The 17,678-nt window shown below is 58.2% G+C and carries 15 protein-coding genes; 12 read left to right on the top strand and 3 right to left on the bottom strand.

Annotated features, from left to right (window positions below; all coding sequences use genetic code 11):
- Window positions 1–108 precede the first annotated feature (108 nt).
- From citF to R8871_RS35225, 3 genes are all read right to left on the bottom strand, one after another.
- Window positions 109–1,647 (bottom strand): citrate lyase subunit alpha, encoded by a 1,539-nt coding sequence (gene citF, locus R8871_RS35235; protein ID WP_175054537.1) that lies wholly within the window; start codon window positions 1,645–1,647, stop codon window positions 109–111.
- 78 nt (window positions 1,648–1,725) lie between these two features.
- The gene (locus R8871_RS35230; RefSeq protein ID WP_175054536.1) at window positions 1,726–3,183 is read right to left on the bottom strand and encodes an NAD-dependent succinate-semialdehyde dehydrogenase; all 1,458 of its coding nucleotides are present in this window, start codon (window positions 3,181–3,183) and stop codon (window positions 1,726–1,728) included.
- Window positions 3,184–3,505: 322 nt separating this feature from the next.
- Window positions 3,506–4,444 (bottom strand): LysR family transcriptional regulator, encoded by a 939-nt coding sequence (locus tag R8871_RS35225; protein ID WP_175054535.1) that lies wholly within the window; start codon window positions 4,442–4,444, stop codon window positions 3,506–3,508.
- Window positions 4,445–4,659: 215 nt separating this feature from the next.
- On the opposite strand from R8871_RS35225, the gene R8871_RS35220 reads away from it, so the two are divergent.
- The 12 genes from R8871_RS35220 (at window position 4,660) to R8871_RS35165 (ending at window position 17,385) form a co-directional block, all read left to right on the top strand.
- Window positions 4,660–5,502 (top strand): FAS1-like dehydratase domain-containing protein, encoded by an 843-nt coding sequence (locus R8871_RS35220; protein WP_175054534.1) that lies wholly within the window; start codon window positions 4,660–4,662, stop codon window positions 5,500–5,502.
- Between the two features lie 25 nt (window positions 5,503–5,527).
- A complete protein-coding gene (locus R8871_RS35215) occupies window positions 5,528–6,691 on the top strand; it encodes an acyl-CoA dehydrogenase family protein (RefSeq protein ID WP_175054533.1) in 1,164 nt (387 codons plus the stop codon).
- A gap of 11 nt (window positions 6,692–6,702) precedes the next feature.
- Complete coding sequence (locus R8871_RS35210; protein ID WP_175054532.1) at window positions 6,703–7,881, top strand: CaiB/BaiF CoA transferase family protein; 1,179 nt, start codon at window positions 6,703–6,705, stop codon at window positions 7,879–7,881.
- A 91-nt stretch (window positions 7,882–7,972) separates the two neighbouring features.
- Entirely contained in the window at window positions 7,973–8,773 is an 801-nt protein-coding gene (locus R8871_RS35205; protein WP_175054531.1) for an HpcH/HpaI aldolase/citrate lyase family protein, read from the top strand.
- A gap of 73 nt (window positions 8,774–8,846) precedes the next feature.
- Window positions 8,847–9,596 carry an electron transfer flavoprotein subunit beta/FixA family protein gene (locus R8871_RS35200; RefSeq protein ID WP_175054530.1) on the top strand — a complete coding sequence of 250 codons (750 nt, stop codon included), beginning with the start codon at window positions 8,847–8,849 and terminating at the stop codon, window positions 9,594–9,596.
- Window positions 9,597–9,622: 26 nt separating this feature from the next.
- Window positions 9,623–10,567, top strand: a complete 945-nt coding sequence (locus R8871_RS35195) for an electron transfer flavoprotein subunit alpha/FixB family protein (RefSeq protein WP_175054529.1) — start codon at window positions 9,623–9,625, stop codon at window positions 10,565–10,567.
- 125 nt (window positions 10,568–10,692) lie between these two features.
- A complete protein-coding gene (locus R8871_RS35190) occupies window positions 10,693–12,369 on the top strand; it encodes a thiamine pyrophosphate-dependent enzyme (protein ID WP_175054528.1) in 1,677 nt (558 codons plus the stop codon).
- Window positions 12,370–12,639: 270 nt separating this feature from the next.
- The gene (locus R8871_RS35185) at window positions 12,640–13,101 is read left to right on the top strand and encodes a hypothetical protein (RefSeq protein WP_175054527.1); all 462 of its coding nucleotides are present in this window, start codon (window positions 12,640–12,642) and stop codon (window positions 13,099–13,101) included.
- A gap of 208 nt (window positions 13,102–13,309) precedes the next feature.
- Window positions 13,310–14,983, top strand: coding sequence for an MFS transporter (locus tag R8871_RS35180; protein WP_175054610.1), 1,674 nt, complete (start codon window positions 13,310–13,312; stop codon window positions 14,981–14,983).
- Window positions 14,984–14,999: 16 nt separating this feature from the next.
- Entirely contained in the window at window positions 15,000–15,596 is a 597-nt protein-coding gene (locus R8871_RS35175; protein WP_175054526.1) for a glutathione S-transferase N-terminal domain-containing protein, read from the top strand.
- A gap of 94 nt (window positions 15,597–15,690) precedes the next feature.
- The gene (locus tag R8871_RS35170) at window positions 15,691–16,578 is read left to right on the top strand and encodes an amidohydrolase family protein (RefSeq protein WP_175054525.1); all 888 of its coding nucleotides are present in this window, start codon (window positions 15,691–15,693) and stop codon (window positions 16,576–16,578) included.
- A 12-nt stretch (window positions 16,579–16,590) separates the two neighbouring features.
- On the top strand, window positions 16,591–17,385 hold the full coding sequence (locus tag R8871_RS35165) for a maleate cis-trans isomerase family protein (protein ID WP_175054524.1): 795 nt from the start codon (window positions 16,591–16,593) through the stop codon (window positions 17,383–17,385).
- Window positions 17,386–17,678 lie beyond the last annotated feature (293 nt).

The following is a 17,678-nucleotide window of genomic DNA, read 5'->3' as shown; positions in this document are numbered from 1 at the left end:
CTGGGGGACTCAATGTCAGGCGATGGTTCGCTGATTACGACGGCTGTCTGCGGCGAAAGAGTGGCGCGGAGATTCATGGTTTGATCCCTGAAGAGAAGGAGAAGCAACCTACTGACGTCTGGTTTGCCTGATGACGTCGATCACCGTGCCGTCACGGTATTGCTGGAGTGCGACGACGCGTCCGTCATCGATCAGGCGAGTTTCGCAGCAGGACCCTGAACCGGCAGCGGCAAAGTCACGGAGCCGCTCAATGGAAACGACGGGAATTCCAGCCGCTATGAGGCGATCTTTCAGATCAGGGCGACCCGGATTAACTGCAAGGCCCGCCTCGGTAACAACCACATCAACGGTCGTCCCCGGGGTTGTCGCAGTTGTCACGCGTTCAACGATCTTTGGGACCAACCCCGCGCGCAGCCGAGTCGTAACGATGGCAGCCTTCGCGCCCGCCGCAGTGTCGCTGTGTCCGCCGGAACCACCGGTGATTGATCCATTAGAGCGGGTAGTGACGTTGACGTTGAAATCGAGGTCAACTTCGGTTGCGCCGAGAATCATCGCATCGAGTCGATTGACGATGGCTCCCGCATTCCACGGGTTCGCATACAGCGAGGCAGACATGCATTGATGGTCGGCGTTCTCACGGTATGACCTGATTGCTTCCAGATCGAAGCACTGCACGTCAAAAATGCAGCTGAAAAGCCCCGCCTCCAACATTTGAACTGTCATCGCGGTGACGCCGCCGGCTGCGAAACTTCCGCATATTCCGGCCGAGCGCATCCGCTCGCCTACGAACTTCGCTACCGCCAGCGAAATTCCACCAGCGCCCGTCTGAAAGGAGAAGCCGTCGACCAGCAAATTCGCGGCTTCAATCACTTTCGCTGTCGTAGCGGCGATTTCGAGACCAATGGGATCGTCAGTAATGCGGGTTGTGCCTGAAACGATCTGCGCTGCGTCGCCGATCGATTCGACCACAACCACCATGTCAACCAGATCCTGGGTGATATCGGCGCGTCGGGCAGGGTAGGGTACGAGGTGGTCTGTCACCGCGACCACGCGGCGCGCGTGCCGCGCATCGACCAGCGCATAGCCGAGTGAGCCGCAGGCACTTGGACCGTCAATTCCGTTGACGTTGCCATAGTCGTCGGCCGTCGGCGCGGCGATGAAGGCGATATCAATTGCAAGCTCGCCAGACTCTATCGCTCGCGCCCGTCCGCCGTGAGTCTGCAAGACCGCGACGTCGCGCAGATCTCCCGCCCCAATAGCTGCAGCAACAGGTCCAACGACATAAGCTGTGTAGATCGAACTGACGACGCCTCGTTGAATGTGTTCGACCAGTTTTGCGTGAACGGGGAAGATGGAACTGGGAGCGATTCTGAGATCGGTGAGCCCGAGTTCAGCAGCCGCGTCCAGCACCATGTTCAAAACGTGGTCGCCGTTGCGCAAGTGATGATGGAACGATAGCGTCGAGCCGTTTCGGGCACCGGCTTCTCGTAGCGCGGTCTTCAGATCTGGAAGAAGTTTTGCCGCCCCGGACACGACGCAACGTGATGCGGAACGTTCCGGACCGTCGCAGGTAGCCTCGCCATACGGGCGTAGCGACGTGTTCCCGACTATGTCGGACGGTATTTCTCGCCCCAATGCATTTCTCATCTTCCCAGTCCTCACCCTCGGTTACAGCCGCCAACGGAACTCGGACACCCGTGTTTCAGGGGATCGCCACAGCAAAAATCACCGAACGTTGCCGAGACAGATGTACTTGCGCTCGGAATATTCGTCGATACCATGCTTCGAACCTTCCTTGCCGAAGCCGGACTCCTTGAAGCCACCGAAAGGTGCGACTTCAGTCGATACGGCACCTTCGTTGATACCGACGATTCCGAAATCGAGTGCCTCCGAAATCCGGACGCTGCGGTTCAGGTCTGACGTGTAGAAGTAAGCTGCGAGCCCGTAGCGTGTACTGTTTGCCAGGGCTACCGCCTCCTGCTCGTCGCTAAATCGGGTGATCGATACGACCGGTCCGAAGATCTCCTCATTGGCGATCGTCATATCGTTGGTCACATCTGTCACAACCGTTGGCGCGAAAAACTGGGCTCCGGCAGGGTGCTGTGTTCCACCGGTTAAGACGGTTGCGCCTTTGGACCGGGCCTCATCGACCAACCGGCTGACTTTGCTGAAGGCGTTCGAATCGATCAACGGACCGAGCGTTACGCCTTCTTCCGTTCCTCGACCCATACGCATGCCCTTTACGACCTCGGTGAGCTTGTTGACAAAGGCGTCGTAGATGCCATGCTGAACAAAGAAGCGGTTTGCGCAGACGCATGTTTGCCCGGCATTCCGGAACTTAGACGCAATCGCGCCCTGCACAGCCGACTCAACGTCAGCATCGTCGAAAACAATAAAGGGAGCATTCCCGCCCAGCTCAAGCGAGACTTTTTTCACCGTGCCGGCGCACTCCGCCATCAGCTTTTTGCCTACGGGAGTGGAGCCGGTGAATGAAAGCTTGCGGACTGTCTCACTACGGATAATCTCGCCACCGATTTCCACGGCGTCCCCAGTGAGCACAGACAACACGCCCTTAGGCAGCCCCGCTTCCTCAGCCAGAACGCATAGCGCCAAGGCCGAAAACGGTGTCTGAGGAGCAGGCTTTAACAATACCGTGCATCCAGAAGCTATCGCGGGTGCGACCTTTCGGGTCACCATCCCAGACGGGAAGTTCCATGGTGTAATCGCGGCACATACACCCACGGGTTGCCGGATAACCGTGATGCGCTGATTGTCACGGGGGGCAGGAATCGTCTCGCCATAGACCCGCTTTGCCTCTTCGCCGAACCAATCGAGAAACGATGCGGCATAGTCGATTTCGCCGCGTGCTTCCGCGAGCGGCTTGCCCTGTTCAGCCGTCATGATCTGGGCGAGATCGTCTTTGTTCTCGAGCATAAGTGCGGCCCACTTTCTGAGGACTGCCCCGCGGGCCTTGCCCGTCCAGCGACGGAAATCCTGAAACGCGTGGTCGGCAAGCAGAATCGCCTCTCGAACTTCTTCACGACTCAACGAGGGGACGCGTCCTACGACTTCACCCGTGGCCGGATTGCGTATTTCCATATAGGCGTCGCTGTTTCCTGTGGACCATTGCCCACCAACATAGGCGGCCTCACGGAAAAGATCGGATCGTGTGAGTTTGAACATTCGGAGTCCTTCGCAAAAGACATGGGCAGCTTCGTTCTGCCGGCTGAGGGTTTCGGTACATCGCGAGTCGCCTGGAATGACAGACAAACGTATGTCTATACGCAGGGCTCGGTGAGCAGGATTTTTACGCCGGTCAGAGTGTGACGACCGATGGGCGCTTCGGCGCGTGTCTATCGATTCCTGAACTGATTGTCAGGCGGGGACGACTGGGCATCAAGGGCATAACAGGCATAGCAGCTATGCTGGTCTCGGTCATTTCGAACCGCCCGGCGGGCAGCGAGTCTGCGGGAGTTTGCCGCCAGACAGGGCTAATAGCCAAATATCAACCGTCAACATGGAAGAGGCCCGTCTCTTCCTGTTCTTCTGCCAGCATGTGCTTCACGAGCGCGGCGAGTTCAAGTTCGACGACGCGCACGGCGCGAGTCAGGGGTCTGCCCACGGCTGTCGCAAGTACCAGCCGCGTATTTAACTTTGGACCGTCAACGGCGTTGATCTGGACAACGCCGCTTCGGACCTCCTTGGTCACGGCAGGGCGTGCAAGTATCGTGCAAGCGAGCCCGGCGATTACAATTTCCTTCAGAAGATCGAGCGTATCGACCTCGTACTCGACCTTTAGCGTAACCGCTGCGTTGCTTGCGGCGTACTCCAACGTTCGACGTAGACCATGATTCCGCGTCGGAAGAACCAGGGGCACCTCGGCGATGCTCGAAAGACTGATCGTGGCTGGAACCGAAAACGTGGTTCGAGCAGTCGGGCTGACGAAAAAGAGTTCCGCACCGGCGAGCGGTTCGACGGCGACCGTCGAGGAGCGGCGGGCATCATGCAGGATAGCGAGGTCCACCCGCCCGTCGACGAGCCATTCGTGGACGTACCCACTGTACCCACTAATCACGTTCACGTGCAGCAGCGGATATTTCTGTTTGAGCGCGCGAATCAGGCGCAGTCCCAGCAGGTTGCAGACGGTGGGCGTGAGACCAACCGTGACGGAACCACGCGGCGACGCCAGCTCAGATTGCAGTTCGGAGGGGATCGCGATGAGTTGACGAAGCAGCGGCCTGGCCCGTTCGATCAGGGTAGTGCCTTCCGGGGTGAGAGTCACGCCACGCCCGTGGCGATACAACAGACGCACCCCGCATTCTTCTTCCAGCTTCTGTATCTGTCGGCCCAGCGCCGGCTGTGCAAGCCCGAGGACAGTCGAAGCTTTCGAGAAGCTGCCGAAGTCGGCGACATGCATCAGCAGTTCCAGACGCTTCAGGTCCACCACGACTCCTGCAAAATGAGCATAGCTGATATAGCTGCTATGCAATTGATGTGTTCGCCCAATCCTACAACAATCACTCCAAGCCTTGAAGCCGCGAACGTGTGCCTGCAGACAGGAAAGTACTAGGGACTTTCCCGTACCGACTGTGGAGCGGCACTCATTTGTGAGCGTCGCGTGTCATGCAAAGAGGGGCAAATCAAATTGGAGACAACAACATGGGAGACGACGCCCATCCGTACGCACCATGGTTGAATCGGACCGCGGTGTTAGAGGACACAGTTACCGATTTTCCGCTGACCGCGCTGGCGGCTACGCTGGATCGCGATACACCTGAGAGCCACGTCCCGCCTGGTTGGCACTGGCTATATTTCCTTCCTGCTGGAAAGCAGGCCGAGCTTGGCGCCGACGGGCATCCCGCACGGGGCGGCTTTCTTCCTCCCATCGCCCTGCCGCGGCGGATGTGGGCTGCGGGTCGGCTGACTTTTCACCGCCCTCTAAAGAAAGGTGACCGAGTCCGGCGTACCTCCACGATTCTCAGCATCAACGAAAAATCGGGCCGTTCCGGCAAGCTGGTTTTTGTCACCGTGCGTCACGACATCACGGCTGGGGACGAACTCGCAATTTCCGAAGAACAGGACATTGTCTACCGCGACGTCGCGCTGCCAGGCGTGCGCCCGGTTGACCCCACGCCTTCGCCTGTGAATGAAGATTATTCGCGTGAGCTCACGGCTGATCCGGTGATGCTCTTTCGCTATTCCGCGTTGACGTTCAACGGGCATCGTATCCACTACGACCAACCCTATGCGACAAATGAGGAGGGGTATCCCGGTCTTGTCGTGCATGGCCCACTGATCGCGACCCTGCTTCTTGATCTGCATGCGCGGCAGTTTCCTGACGCGACACTGCAGACTTTCAATTTTCGCGCGGTCCGGCCGACCTTCGCGGATGTACGGTTCGCGCTCTGCGTCAAACGGGGCGAAACAGACGGTCAGATTGAGTTGTGGGCCAGGGACCACGAGGGCTTCCTGACGATGCAAGCCACGGCTATGCACTCCTAATTGTTATACTTCAGGGTTGATCATCATGCACACGAGTCATTCAGATAGTTTTCAGGACATCCGCGAGGCAGTCCGCGATCTTTGTCAGGAGTTTCCTGCCGAATACTTCCGGAAGATCGACGACGAGCGCGGCTATCCCGAAGTATTCGTCGACGCGTTGACCAAGGCGGGATGGCTCGCAGCCCTCATTCCCCAGGAGTATGGCGGCTCGGGCCTTGGTCTCACCGAGGCGTCGATCATCATGGAGGAAATTAACAGGTCGGGCGGCAACTCGGGTGCTTGCCACGGGCAGATGTACAACATGGGTACGTTGTTGCGTCACGGTTCGGAGGAGCAAAAGCGCCGGTATCTGCCGATGATTGCGAGCGGCGAGTTGCGTCTGCAGTCAATGGCCGTGACCGAACCGACTACCGGCACTGACACCACCAAGATCAAGACCACTGCCGAGCGTCGAGGCGACCGGTACGTGATAAATGGTCAGAAAGTCTGGATTTCGCGGGTCCAGCACTCCGATCTGATGATCCTGCTTGCGCGGACAACGCCGCTGAGTGAGGTGCAGAAAAAGTCCGAGGGCATGTCGATCTTCATCGTTGACATTCCTGAAGCAGTCCGTCATGGAATGACTGTTCGACCGATTCCGAACATGGTCAACCATGAGACAAACGAACTTTTTTTCGACAATCTGGAGATCCCTGCTGAAAACCTTATCGGGAAAGAGGGGCAGGGGTTCAAGTACATTCTGGATGGCCTGAATGCCGAGCGTACGCTGATTGCCGCGGAATGTATTGGCGACGGCTATTGGTTCGTGGATAAGGTCTCGCAATACGTTAAGGATCGCGTCGTATTTGGGCGTGCTATCGGGCAAAACCAGGGCGTCCAGTTTCCGATCGCGCGTTCTTACATCAATGTGGAGGCGGCGAGCATGATGCGCTTCGAAGCGGCTCGCCGCTTCGATGCACACCAACCGTGCGGCGCACAAGCCAACATGGCCAAACTGCTTGCTGCAGATGCGTCGTGGGAGGCGGCAAATGCCTGTCTCCAGTTCCATGGCGGATTTGGCTTCGCGAGTGAATACGACGTTGAGCGCAAGTTCCGCGAGACCCGCCTCTATCAGGTGGCGCCGATTTCGACGAATCTGATCCTCTCCTATGTCGCCGAGCACGTCCTTGGCCTGCCGCGGTCTTTCTAAGGAGCAGCTCAATGAGACCACTCGACGGAATTACGGTTGTTACGCTGGAGCATGCGATTGCCGCGCCCTTCTGCACGCGACAACTCGCTGACCAGGGGGCGCGGGTTATCAAGATCGAGCGCCCCGGCGCGGGAGACTTCGCGCGTGGATATGACGAGCGGGTAGGCGGGATGTCGTCACACTTCGTTTGGACAAACCGTTCAAAGGAAAGCCTGACGCTGGACGTCAAGAACGCCGACGCAAAGGAAGTGCTTGGAGGCTTGCTCTCAACGGCCGACGTTCTCGTGCAGAACCTTGCGCCAGGCGCCTCCGCGCGTCTCGGGCTGGACTTCGAAACGCTCAGTGCCAAATACCCGAAGCTGTGTGTCTGCGATATATCCGGATACGGCGGCGACGGCCCATACCGGGACAAGAAGGCATACGACCTCCTCGTACAGAGTGAGTCGGGCCTCCTTGCCATTACCGGTTCGCCCGGGGCACCCGCAAAGGCCGGCTGCTCCATCGCCGATATCGCTGCCGGCATGTATGCATACACGGGCATCCTGTCTGCGCTGCTGCTTCGCGGGCGAACGGGCAAGGGTAGCCACATTGAGGTATCGATGCTCGAGAGCATGGTCGAGTGGATGGGATATCCGCTGTATTACGCGATCAATGGGCAGAGTCAGCCGCCTCTGGCTGGCGCGTCACACGCGACTATCTATCCCTACGGACCTTTTCCGACCGGGGACGGAAAGACCGTCATGCTCGGACTGCAGAACGAGCGTGAGTGGAAAATATTCTGCGACGGTGTACTGATGCTTCCCGCTCTCGCCGGCGATACACGATTTGCCTCGAACTCGGCCCGTTCCGCCTCGCGCGATGCATTGCGAGAAATCATCGTCGACGAATTCTCGACACTTACAGCGGAGCAGGTGATAGAGAGGCTTGACCGCGCCGGGATCGCCAACGCGAGAATGAATTCTATCGAAGATGTGTGGAATCACCCTCAGTTGGCCGCACGAAATCGATGGCGGGAAGTCTCGATTCCAGGTGGCACGGTACCGGCCCTTCTACCTCCCGGCATCCCCGACGGATGCGAACCGCGAATGGACGATGTTCCGGCTCTGGGACAGCACACGGCTGCGATTATGAGTGAACTCGGATATACCAGCGACCAGGTTGAGGGCTTGCGAACCGCGGGCGTCATATGAGGCGGTCGCTGCAATCCTGCTGCTAGGGCCGTGTTGTCGGTCCAGATCCGATATCCCCGAATAACAAGCGAGTGACGTGCAAGTGATAGCCATGACAGTACCGAGGTCATATCTTTTTGTTCCCGGAAACCGGCCGGAGCGCTTTGAGAAAGCGCGTTCGTCGGATGCCGACGCGTTGATCTTTGACCTGGAGGATGCAGTACCTGCGGAAGAAAAGGATGCCGCACGGGGATGGATTCTGGAAACGCTCGACGAGGAGCGTCCGGCATATGTGCGAATTAATGCTGCTGGAACACGTTGGTTTGAGAGAGATGTTGAGGCTTTGCACCGACGGCCGGGTCTTACTGGGATCGTTCTCCCGAAAGCAGAAACTCCGGAGCAGATTGCGGTCCTCGTCGAAAACACCCCCGCGTACGTTCATGTCTTGCCGATTGTCGAAACCGCCACAGGCTTCGTCAATCTTCGGGCCCTATGTAGAAGTCCGCGGGTAGGTCGGATCATTTTTGGAACCCTGGATTTTCAGGTTGACCTTGGACTTGAGGGCGATGATGAAGAGCTTGCGATGTACCGGTCACAGATCGTACTCGAATCAAGGCTGGCGAATCTGCCCGCACCGGTAGACGGTGTGTCGACTTCTCTTGACGATTACTCGGTCGTGCTGGGTGATGCGAAGCGGGGACGTCGATTTGGTTTTGGTGCAAAGCTTTGTATCCATCCGAAGCAGGTCAATCCGGTACACGAAGCCTACGCGTGGAGCCCAAGCGAGCGTGAATGGGCAGAGCGGGTGATGGCTGCAGTCGAAGCATCGGGCGGACGGGCCGTTGCAGTGGAAGGAAAGATGGTGGACGTGCCTGTCATTCTTCGGGCGAAGCGGATTCTTGGACGCAACTGAGAAGGGGTCGAAATGGCACGCCTTAGTGCGAGTTCACGGCGGGCCGGTCGACTCAATTGAAGAGGGTATCGCAATGAAAGCGCTGGTATCGGTGAAGAGGGTGGTCGACTACAACGTGAAGGTTCGCGTGAAGTCGGACAACACGGGTGTCGATCTCTCGAACGTGAAAATGTCGATGAATCCGTTTGACGAGATCGCTGTTGAAGAAGCCGTTCGCCTCAAGGAAGCGGGCGTGGTGACCGAAGTGATCGTTGTGTCGGCAGGCGTTGCGCAATGTCAGGAAACGCTGCGTACGGCGCTGGCGATCGGCGCGGACCGCGCGATCCTGATCGAATCGAACGAAGACCTGCAGCCGCTGGCTGTCGCCAAGCTGCTCAAGGCGCTGGTCGACAAGGAACGGCCTCAACTGGTGATCCTCGGCAAGCAGGCGATCGACGACGACTCCAACCAGACGGGCCAGATGCTCGCAGCGTTGGCGAATCTGCCGCAGGCGACGTTTGCGTCGAAGGTTGTCGTGGCGGATGGCAAGGCGACGGTGTCGCGTGAAGTGGATGGTGGCGCGGAAACGTTGTCGCTGACGCTTCCCGCTGTGGTCACGACCGATCTGCGCCTGAACGAGCCGCGCTACGTGACGCTGCCGAACATCATGAAGGCGAAGAAGAAGCCGCTGGAAACCGTGAAGCCCGAAGATCTGGGCGTCGATGTCACTCCGCGTCTGAAGACGCTGAAGGTCAGCGAGCCGCCGAAGCGCTCGGCTGGCGTGAAGGTGGCCGACGTGAAGGCGCTGGTCGAGAAGCTGAAGACCGAAGCCAAAGTGCTTTGATCGACGGACACGCGGAGACGAATGAAATGACGATTCTGGTAATTGCTGAACACGACAACGCGTCAATCAAGGCTGCGACGCTGAACACGGTGGCCGCTGCGCAGAAGATTGGCGGCGACGTTCATGTGCTGGTGGCTGGCCACAACGCGCAGGCAGTCGCCGACGCCGCTGGGGAAATCGCAGGCGTCGCGAAAGTGCTGCTCGCCGACGCGCCGCAACTGGCCGCTGGCCTCGCGGAAAACGTCGAGGCGACGGTGCTGAACGTCGCGAAGGATTACTCGCACATCCTCGCGCCCGCTACGGCTTACGGCAAGAACATCGCGCCGCGCATCGCCGCGAAGTTGGACGTCACGCAGATCAGCGACATCACCGCCGTTGATTCCGCCGATACGTTCGAACGCCCGATTTACGCAGGCAATGCGATCGCGATCGTGCAATCGGCTGATCCGATCAAGGTGATCACGGTGCGTTCAACGGGTTTTGACCCGGTCGCAGCGGAAGGTGGCAGTGCATCGGTCGAGAAGATCGAAGCCGCAGCCGACGTAGGCCTCTCGGCGTTCGTAAGCCGCGAAGTGACGAAGCTGGACCGTCCGGAACTGACGTCGGCGCACGTCATCGTGTCGGGTGGCCGTGGTCTGGGTAGTGGCGAGAATTACACGAAGGTGCTGGAGCCGCTGGCCGACAAGCTCGGCGCGGCGATGGGCGCGTCCCGGGCTGCTGTCGACGCTGGTTTTGTACCCAACGACTACCAGGTCGGCCAGACCGGCAAGATCGTCGCGCCGCAGCTTTACGTCGCAGTCGGCATCTCGGGCGCGATCCAGCATCTGGCGGGGATGAAGGATTCAAAGGTAATCGTCGCGATCAACAAGGACGAAGAAGCGCCGATCTTCAGCGTCGCGGATTATGGCCTCGTCGCAGATCTGTTCACCGCCGTGCCCGAATTGGTGGATGCCCTGAATGACCCCCTGTAGCGATGCTTCACCGTGATCGGCATAGCTGATATACGCCAAGTTCGATTGAACCAGTGGTGCAATTGAACAAAGATACGATTGAACGCCACCTCTTGAAACGCAGGCTAATTGCCGCAGGATTAACCATGAATTCCGTCACGACAAACACGTCCGCCCACGCGATGCTCTCCGTATTCGCGTCAAATGGAATCGATCGCGTATTTCTCGTTCCCGGCGAGAGCTACCTTGGCATTCTCGACGCGCTGAACGACTTTCCACAGATTGACGTTGTGACGTGTCGGCACGAAGGCGGAGCCGGTTTCATGGCATGCGCGGATGGTCGGCTCACACGTAAACCGGGCGTCGTGATGGTAAGCCGCGGGCCTGGCGCGACCAATGCATCGATCGCTGTACACACCGCACAGCAGGACGCGGTCCCCCTGATCCTGGTGATCGGCCAGATCCCGAAGGCTGACCTGCGAAAAGAGGCCTTCCAGGAAATCGACTACCAGAAAATGTTCGGTTCGGTGGCGAAGTGGGTCTGCGAGGTTACCGAGCCTTCGAAGTTGGCAGAGTGTGCCTATAAGGCCGTCCGGATGGCGTGCTCCGGGACGCCGGGCCCGGTTGTGCTTGTGGTGCCCGAAGATATCCAGCAACAGACGGTTGAAATGCCGGAATGGACGACCCCGCCGCAGGCAACTGCTGTCGCGAGTGAGGACAGTGTCTGGGCTGTCTTGAAGATGATCAAGGAAGCGAAACGGCCGCTACTTGTGGCGGGCGGTGCGCTGGATACGGAAGATGGCCGTGATGCGTTGCGGGCGCTGGCAGAGAAATTCCACATCCCTGTTGCTGTCTCTTTCCGTCAACATGACATCTTCCCCAACACACACGAGCTTTTCGCCGGGGATCTGGGTCTGGTGAACCCGAGCAATCAGATTGCGGCGTTTGAGTCGAGCGACCTCGTCATTGCGCTTGGGACTCGACTCGGCGACATTACCAGCCAGGGGTACCGTTTTCCTCAGCTACCCAGACCGTCGCAGCGGTTCGTACACGTTTATCCGGACGATCATATCGTTGGCCTCCACTTCGTGCCGGACGTCGGGCTCGTTTGCGACGCTGCAGGTTTTGCCCGCCAGCTATGCGCAGAAGCGGGCCATGATATTCCAGCCGAGTGCAGGGAATGGGCGGCTCAGATCAATTCAATTCACCGGAAGATCGCTGCCTGGCCATCGCCGGACGTTGCGGATGGAGTGCCATTTGTGAAGGTGGTCGAGCGGCTCGCGAAAGTCGCGCCGCGCGATCTGGTTGTCTGTCTGGACGCAGGTACATTTGCGGCTCCCGTGTATCGGCATTTCTCTTTCGTATTTCCGCAGCGCCTGATGTCTCCGCTATCCGGTGCGATGGGATACGGCACACCTTCGGCCATCGCGTCCCAGCTGCGCATGCCGACGCGGCCGGTTGTGTGCCTTGTGGGTGACGGCGGCTTCCTGATGACTGGCAATGAAATCATCGCTGCGGTCGAGCGGAAACTGCCGATTCTGTTCGTCCTGTCGAACAACAACTGTTATGGCTCGATCCGGGTGCATCAGGACAAGACCTATCCAGGCCGACATGTTGGTACGTCGCTGAGCAATCCGGACTTCGTTGCGCTCGCGAGAGCTTATGGCGTCATCTCGGAGCAGGTCACGGAACTGGACCAGGTTGATGCCGCCTTGAATCGTGGACTGGAATCGAGGCAACCGTACCTGATCGAAGTGTGCTCGAGTTTGACGGCCATTCTCCCCGCGAAGGCTGGTGAGAATGGGACCCGCTCCGGCGACTGAAGCGCGTCTCAGGAACGGTTGGAGCTTACGGTGTCTGAGACTGTGTGCGGATACAGAGATCGATCCGGCGATTTCTCTCATGACCATGTGGCGTTCCAGGAATATCACTATCCGGTTCGTGCATCCCGGCCGCTGCGGTTGCGCAACCTCCTACTGCCTTTCCGGTTGCGGTGCCTTGTCGAACGAGGCAGTTTGAGTTTGGAGGTCAGCGGCAGGGTTGTTCGTCCAAAGCAGGGGTTAGTAACCGTTGACGCGTGGAACGCGTTCGCCATGTCACTTGCTCCGGACGCACACGGGTGCGTCGCGGCCAGTTGCTGGGTCGCTGGAGACAAAGCCGATCCCGTCGGTTCAGCAGAAGTTGCTGGGTCAGGCGTCGCCCTCGCGCTGGCGAAGGCAGTGTTTGCAGATCCGGGTTGTAACTGGCAACTGGATCTCGTGGCCAGGCAGATGGGCTGTAGCGTCAGGCAGTTGCAAGTGATCCTTTTCACACAGAATGCGAGTTTCACGCAGATTGTGACCAAGCAACGGCTGATGAGAACCCTGTTCTGTTTGCTCGGTGAGGGAGGGGCGGCTATCCAGGGAGTATTTGCAGATGGATGGCGCGATCGTCGTGAACTGGAGCGGCTTATGACGTCGGAATTGCTGGTTGAGCTTGACGCCATCATCGGTGCGAGTCCGATGCGTTTCATCGGAGCAGTATCGAGTCGGAGCGGCGGTTCGTTGGAAGTATAGATGCAGGTGCAAGTTCCAGGGGTTTACGCTGCCGCGAGAGGCGCGTTTGGCGCACCGCCCGAAAGGGCGGTGCCCTTTTTTCTCCCGATAGGAGAAGATCCCCAGGAGTGGGTTTTTGCGGCAACGTGATGTGGTTATTGAAGCAGCGATTACAGCTGCTCGCCTGGCGTAACGAATACGCCACTGACAGGAGACAAAGATGCAGTCCATGCTTGAACAGGCCGTCGGCGGTTCCACCAACGCTTCTGCTTTACAGATGTCGAAGTCCGAAGCCCGGTCGGCGGTACTCGGTGCGTCGCTGGGTACGCTGTTTGAGTGGTACGACTTCTACGTTTATGGACTGGTTGCGACCGTCGTAGCGAAGCGATTTTTTGCAGGGCTCGACCCGACATCCGCATTCATTCTGGCATTGATGGGCTTTGGTGCCGGGTTCATCGTTCGCCCGCTTGGCGCTGTCATCTTCGGACGTATCGGAGACATGATCGGCCGAAAGTACACCTTTCTGGTGACGATCGTGATCATGGGTGGCGCGACGTTTGGCACTGGGCTGTTGCCGACCTATGAGGTGGCTGGCATCCTGGCGCCTGTTCTGCTGGTCGGCCTTCGGCTTCTTCAGGGCCTGGCGATCGGTGGCGAATACGGCGGCGCTGCCGTTTACGTTTCGGAGCATGCGCCGAAAGGAAAACGCGGGTTTTACACGTCCTGGATCCAGACCACGGGCACTGCCGGAATGCTGCTTGCGCTTGTCGTGGTCATTGCGACCACGTTCGTAACTGGCGACCACTTCTCGGTATGGGGCTGGCGCATTCCCTTTCTGGTGTCATTGCCGCTGCTAGTTGTGTCGTTAAAGATTCGTGCATCGCTTCACGAATCGCCAATCTTTAAAAAGATGAAGGAGCAGGGGACTTCGTCCCGCGCGCCTCTTCGAGAGGCATTCGGCAACTGGAAAAATTTGCGCGTAGTCCTGATTGCCCTGGGCGGCGTTTGTGCCGGCCAAACCGTGATCTATTTTACCTGCCAGTTCTTCCCGCTGTTCTTTCTGACGCAAACTCTCAAGGTTGATAGCAAAACGGCAAATACGCTGGTGATGGTGGCGCTGATGATTGGCTGCCCACTGTTTGTGGTCTTTGGCGCGTTGTCGGACCGGGTTGGACGAAAGCCGGTGTTGTTGTTCGGTTTGATCCTTGCCGGTGCGACGTTCTTTCCTATCTATAAAGGTCTGACACATTACGCCAATCCAGCACTTGAACGAGCGCAAAAACTGGCCCCGGTAATCCTGCACGCGGACCTTTCGGAATGTTCTTTCCAGTTCAATCCGACTGGCACAAAAAGATTCACGAGTTCATGCGATGTGGCGAAGCAGTTGCTTGCTCAGAGCGGCGCGAACTATGAGACGGTTGGCGCGACGGCCGGAAGCATTGCCACCGTCGAGCTTGGAAACACTGTGATCAGATCCTACGCCGCCTCGTCGATGACGCCCGCTGAATCGGCTGGTGCCGACAAGTCATTCCGGTCATCCATCGCGGTGGCCCTGAAGCAAGCGGGGTATCCTGCTAGCGCGGCTCCTACAGAGATCAATTATTTCGGCGTTCTGGCGTTGCTCGTTTTACTCATGGGTTACGCGGCGGCAACCTACAGTGTCGTTGGTGCAACACTCGTTGAACTTTTTCCGGCGCGTATCCGCTATACATCGTTTTCCGTTCCCTATCACGTCGCGACGGGTTGGCTTGGTGGCTTGCAGCCAACTGTATCTTTCGCGCTGATTGCACAGATCGGTAACATTTATTCCGGCCTTTGGTATCCGACAATCGTCATTGCCGTCTCGACGGTCGTAGCCGTGCTGTTCCTGAGAGAAACAAAGAACGTTGACGTTCACGTATAAAAGGCAGGTAACCGAAATGAAGCTGCTCTATAGCCCCGGGTCACCCTTTGCGAGGAAAGTTCGCGTCGTTATTCGAGAAAAGCATCTCACCGCTCGCTTCCAGGAATTCGTGACGAACCCGCACGATAACGGGCAAGAGTTGCTGGCGCTCAACCCCCTTGCCAAGGTACCAGCTGTCGAGCTTGAGCATGGCTCGCTTTTCGATAGCCCGCTGTTGTGCGAGTACCTCGACGGTCTGTCGCCACAGCCGCGTCTGATTCCTGTCGAATTTCTCTCAAGGATCGACGTTCTGCGCACACAAGCACTGGCGGATGGCATCATGGATGCGGCTGTTGCATCAGTGCTCGAAAAGCGTCGGAGCGATACAGCTCCCTCGGCCCACTGGCTTGCTCGCTGGGAGGCGGCGATGCGCCGTTCGGTCGGAATGATGTCTAATCTGCAACTCCCGGATGGCGTCCGTCTGGACGGTATAGCGGCTGCTTGCGCACTGTCCTATCTGGATTACCGCTTTCCCGCGATCCCCTGGCGAAAGGAATACCCTGCTCTAGCCGCGTGGCATGCCTCCTATACGGCTCGGCAGAGCTTTGTGGAAACGGCCCCGCCGGCCCAATAGGTGAACCATGCAGCCCGGCAAACATCGAACAGTTTTAAATATTGCTGCGCGTCGAGATTGACCAATCTGATCAGACAGGAGCTGGAGCATAGTGATGTCACACACCAACGAAGCGGATCTTACGAAACTTCCGTTCAGTCCTCGCCCGCAACATATCTCGCGACCTTCTGTGTCGGTGCCCGCGCGCGCGACCGATACGCATTTCCACATATTTGGCCCGCAAGACAAGTATCCGCTTGGGGTGCCTCGCATGTATAACCCGCAGGAGGCAACGGTGGAAAACTACCGGGCTATGGCCGCGACTGTGGGTATTCAACGGGTCGTGGTCGTACAGGCGAGCGTTTATAGCACCGATAATCGCTGTCTGCTGGACTCAATCAGGGAGTTTGGAGTTGACCGGGCTCGTGGAATCGCCGTGATCGACACGGATACTACGGACGAAGAGCTTGAGGCACTTAAAAGCGGTGGTGTCCGCGGCATCCGATTCAACGCGATTTCTGGTGGTACAGACCTTGATCAACTGTCGATCCTTGCAAAGCGGATTGAGGCGCTGGGCTGGCACATCCAACTCTGGGTGAAGGGAGAACAGCTCCCCGCACTCGAATCGCGGCTGCTGGATCTGCCTGTCGAAATTTCCATCGATCATATCGGTCAGATCACCCCGGCGAATGGAGCAAACAGTGACGAGTTCCAAACGCTACTGCGCCTGCTAAATTCGAGACGGGCGTGGGTCAAGCTTTCGGGCTATCGCGCGTCGGCGAAGGTGTATCCGCATGAAGACGTCAAACCCTTCATTCAGGAGATGATTTCCGCGGCGCCCGATCGGTGCGTTTGGGGGAGCGACTGGCCGCATCCGCTCCTCGGGACACGCGCAATGCCCGATGTTGGCAAGCTCATGGACCTCCTTGCAGACTGGGCAGGCACATCCGCTCAATTCGAGGAGATTCTTGTCGGAAACCCGGCTCGCCTGTACGGCTTCTGAGGTCCACTGACTATGTCTTCTGAATCAACACTCCCGCACGGCGACCTTCATGACGTCGAGGGGGCCGGACCACACACGCCGCAAGTACGTCTTGGTGTCATTCTGCCGAGTGTCAACACTGTCGCGGAAACGTGGCTGCATGCTGTTTGTCCGGAAGGCACGTCGATTCACACAGCCAGAATGTTGATGCCGGATGCACTGACGCCCGATGCGATCGAAATCATGGACCGAGAGGACGCGCCGCGCGCGGTTGCACAGATTGTTTCGTGCCGACCTTCGGTCATTGGTTATGCGTGCGTGGCGAGCAGCATTGTCCGGGGTGCGGCCTACGACCGTCATCTTGAAGGCGAACTTACCGCGCAATCAGGGCGGCCGTGCGTGACCGCTATGGGCGCGATATCACGTGCATTACGCGTCCTCGGTGTGCGCCGAATCTCGCTGGTGTCGCCTTACGCAAGCGCATTGGCAGAACTTGAAAGACGATATCTGGAGGCGCTCGGCCTTGAAGTCGTCGAGGAAAGGCACTTTAGTATCAGTTCCGCTTTTGATCTGGCCTCGCCATCACCACAGCAAATCTGCAAAATGGCCTTGGCGAGCGACGTCCCCACATCAGACGGAATGCTGCTGAGCTGCATGAATTTTCGGGCCCATGAAGTTATCGAGACAATCGAAGCGGCTACTCAAAAACCGGTAGTCACGGCTGTGCAGGCGTTGCTGTGGAACAGCCTGAGGGCCGCCGGAATTGAGGGTGATGTTTATCGCGGTGGATCATTGTTCAAACAACGCTGGTCGTCCCCCGCCAGTTGAAGCTTTTCCTAACGCTAGGCCGAGCCCGGGTGCTAACGCAAGCATTGCGTCGAAGGTCGGGTCGGTCGGCTTTCTTACAGGCGAAAGCACTGGTAGTCGCGATTCCTGCCGGCTCCAACCGGGGTCTCTCATCGGGGCCGCCGTGCGCCCTCTTTGCGCCGTCTCTGTCTTGCCCGAATTGTATAGCTGCTATACGTGGGATGCCGTTGCCGATCTGGCCCGCATCCATATACTTGACTTATAAAAATTGCGCATTGTGGCAGTCATGAGAACCGCCGTGATGCACGCAACTT

Origin of the sequence: Paraburkholderia sediminicola, assembly GCF_902859805.1 — a bacterium.
Taxonomy (GTDB): domain Bacteria; phylum Pseudomonadota; class Gammaproteobacteria; order Burkholderiales; family Burkholderiaceae; genus Paraburkholderia; species Paraburkholderia sediminicola.
Note: the sequence above shows the minus strand (reverse complement) of the source record. Positions and strands in the feature narration are given on the sequence as shown.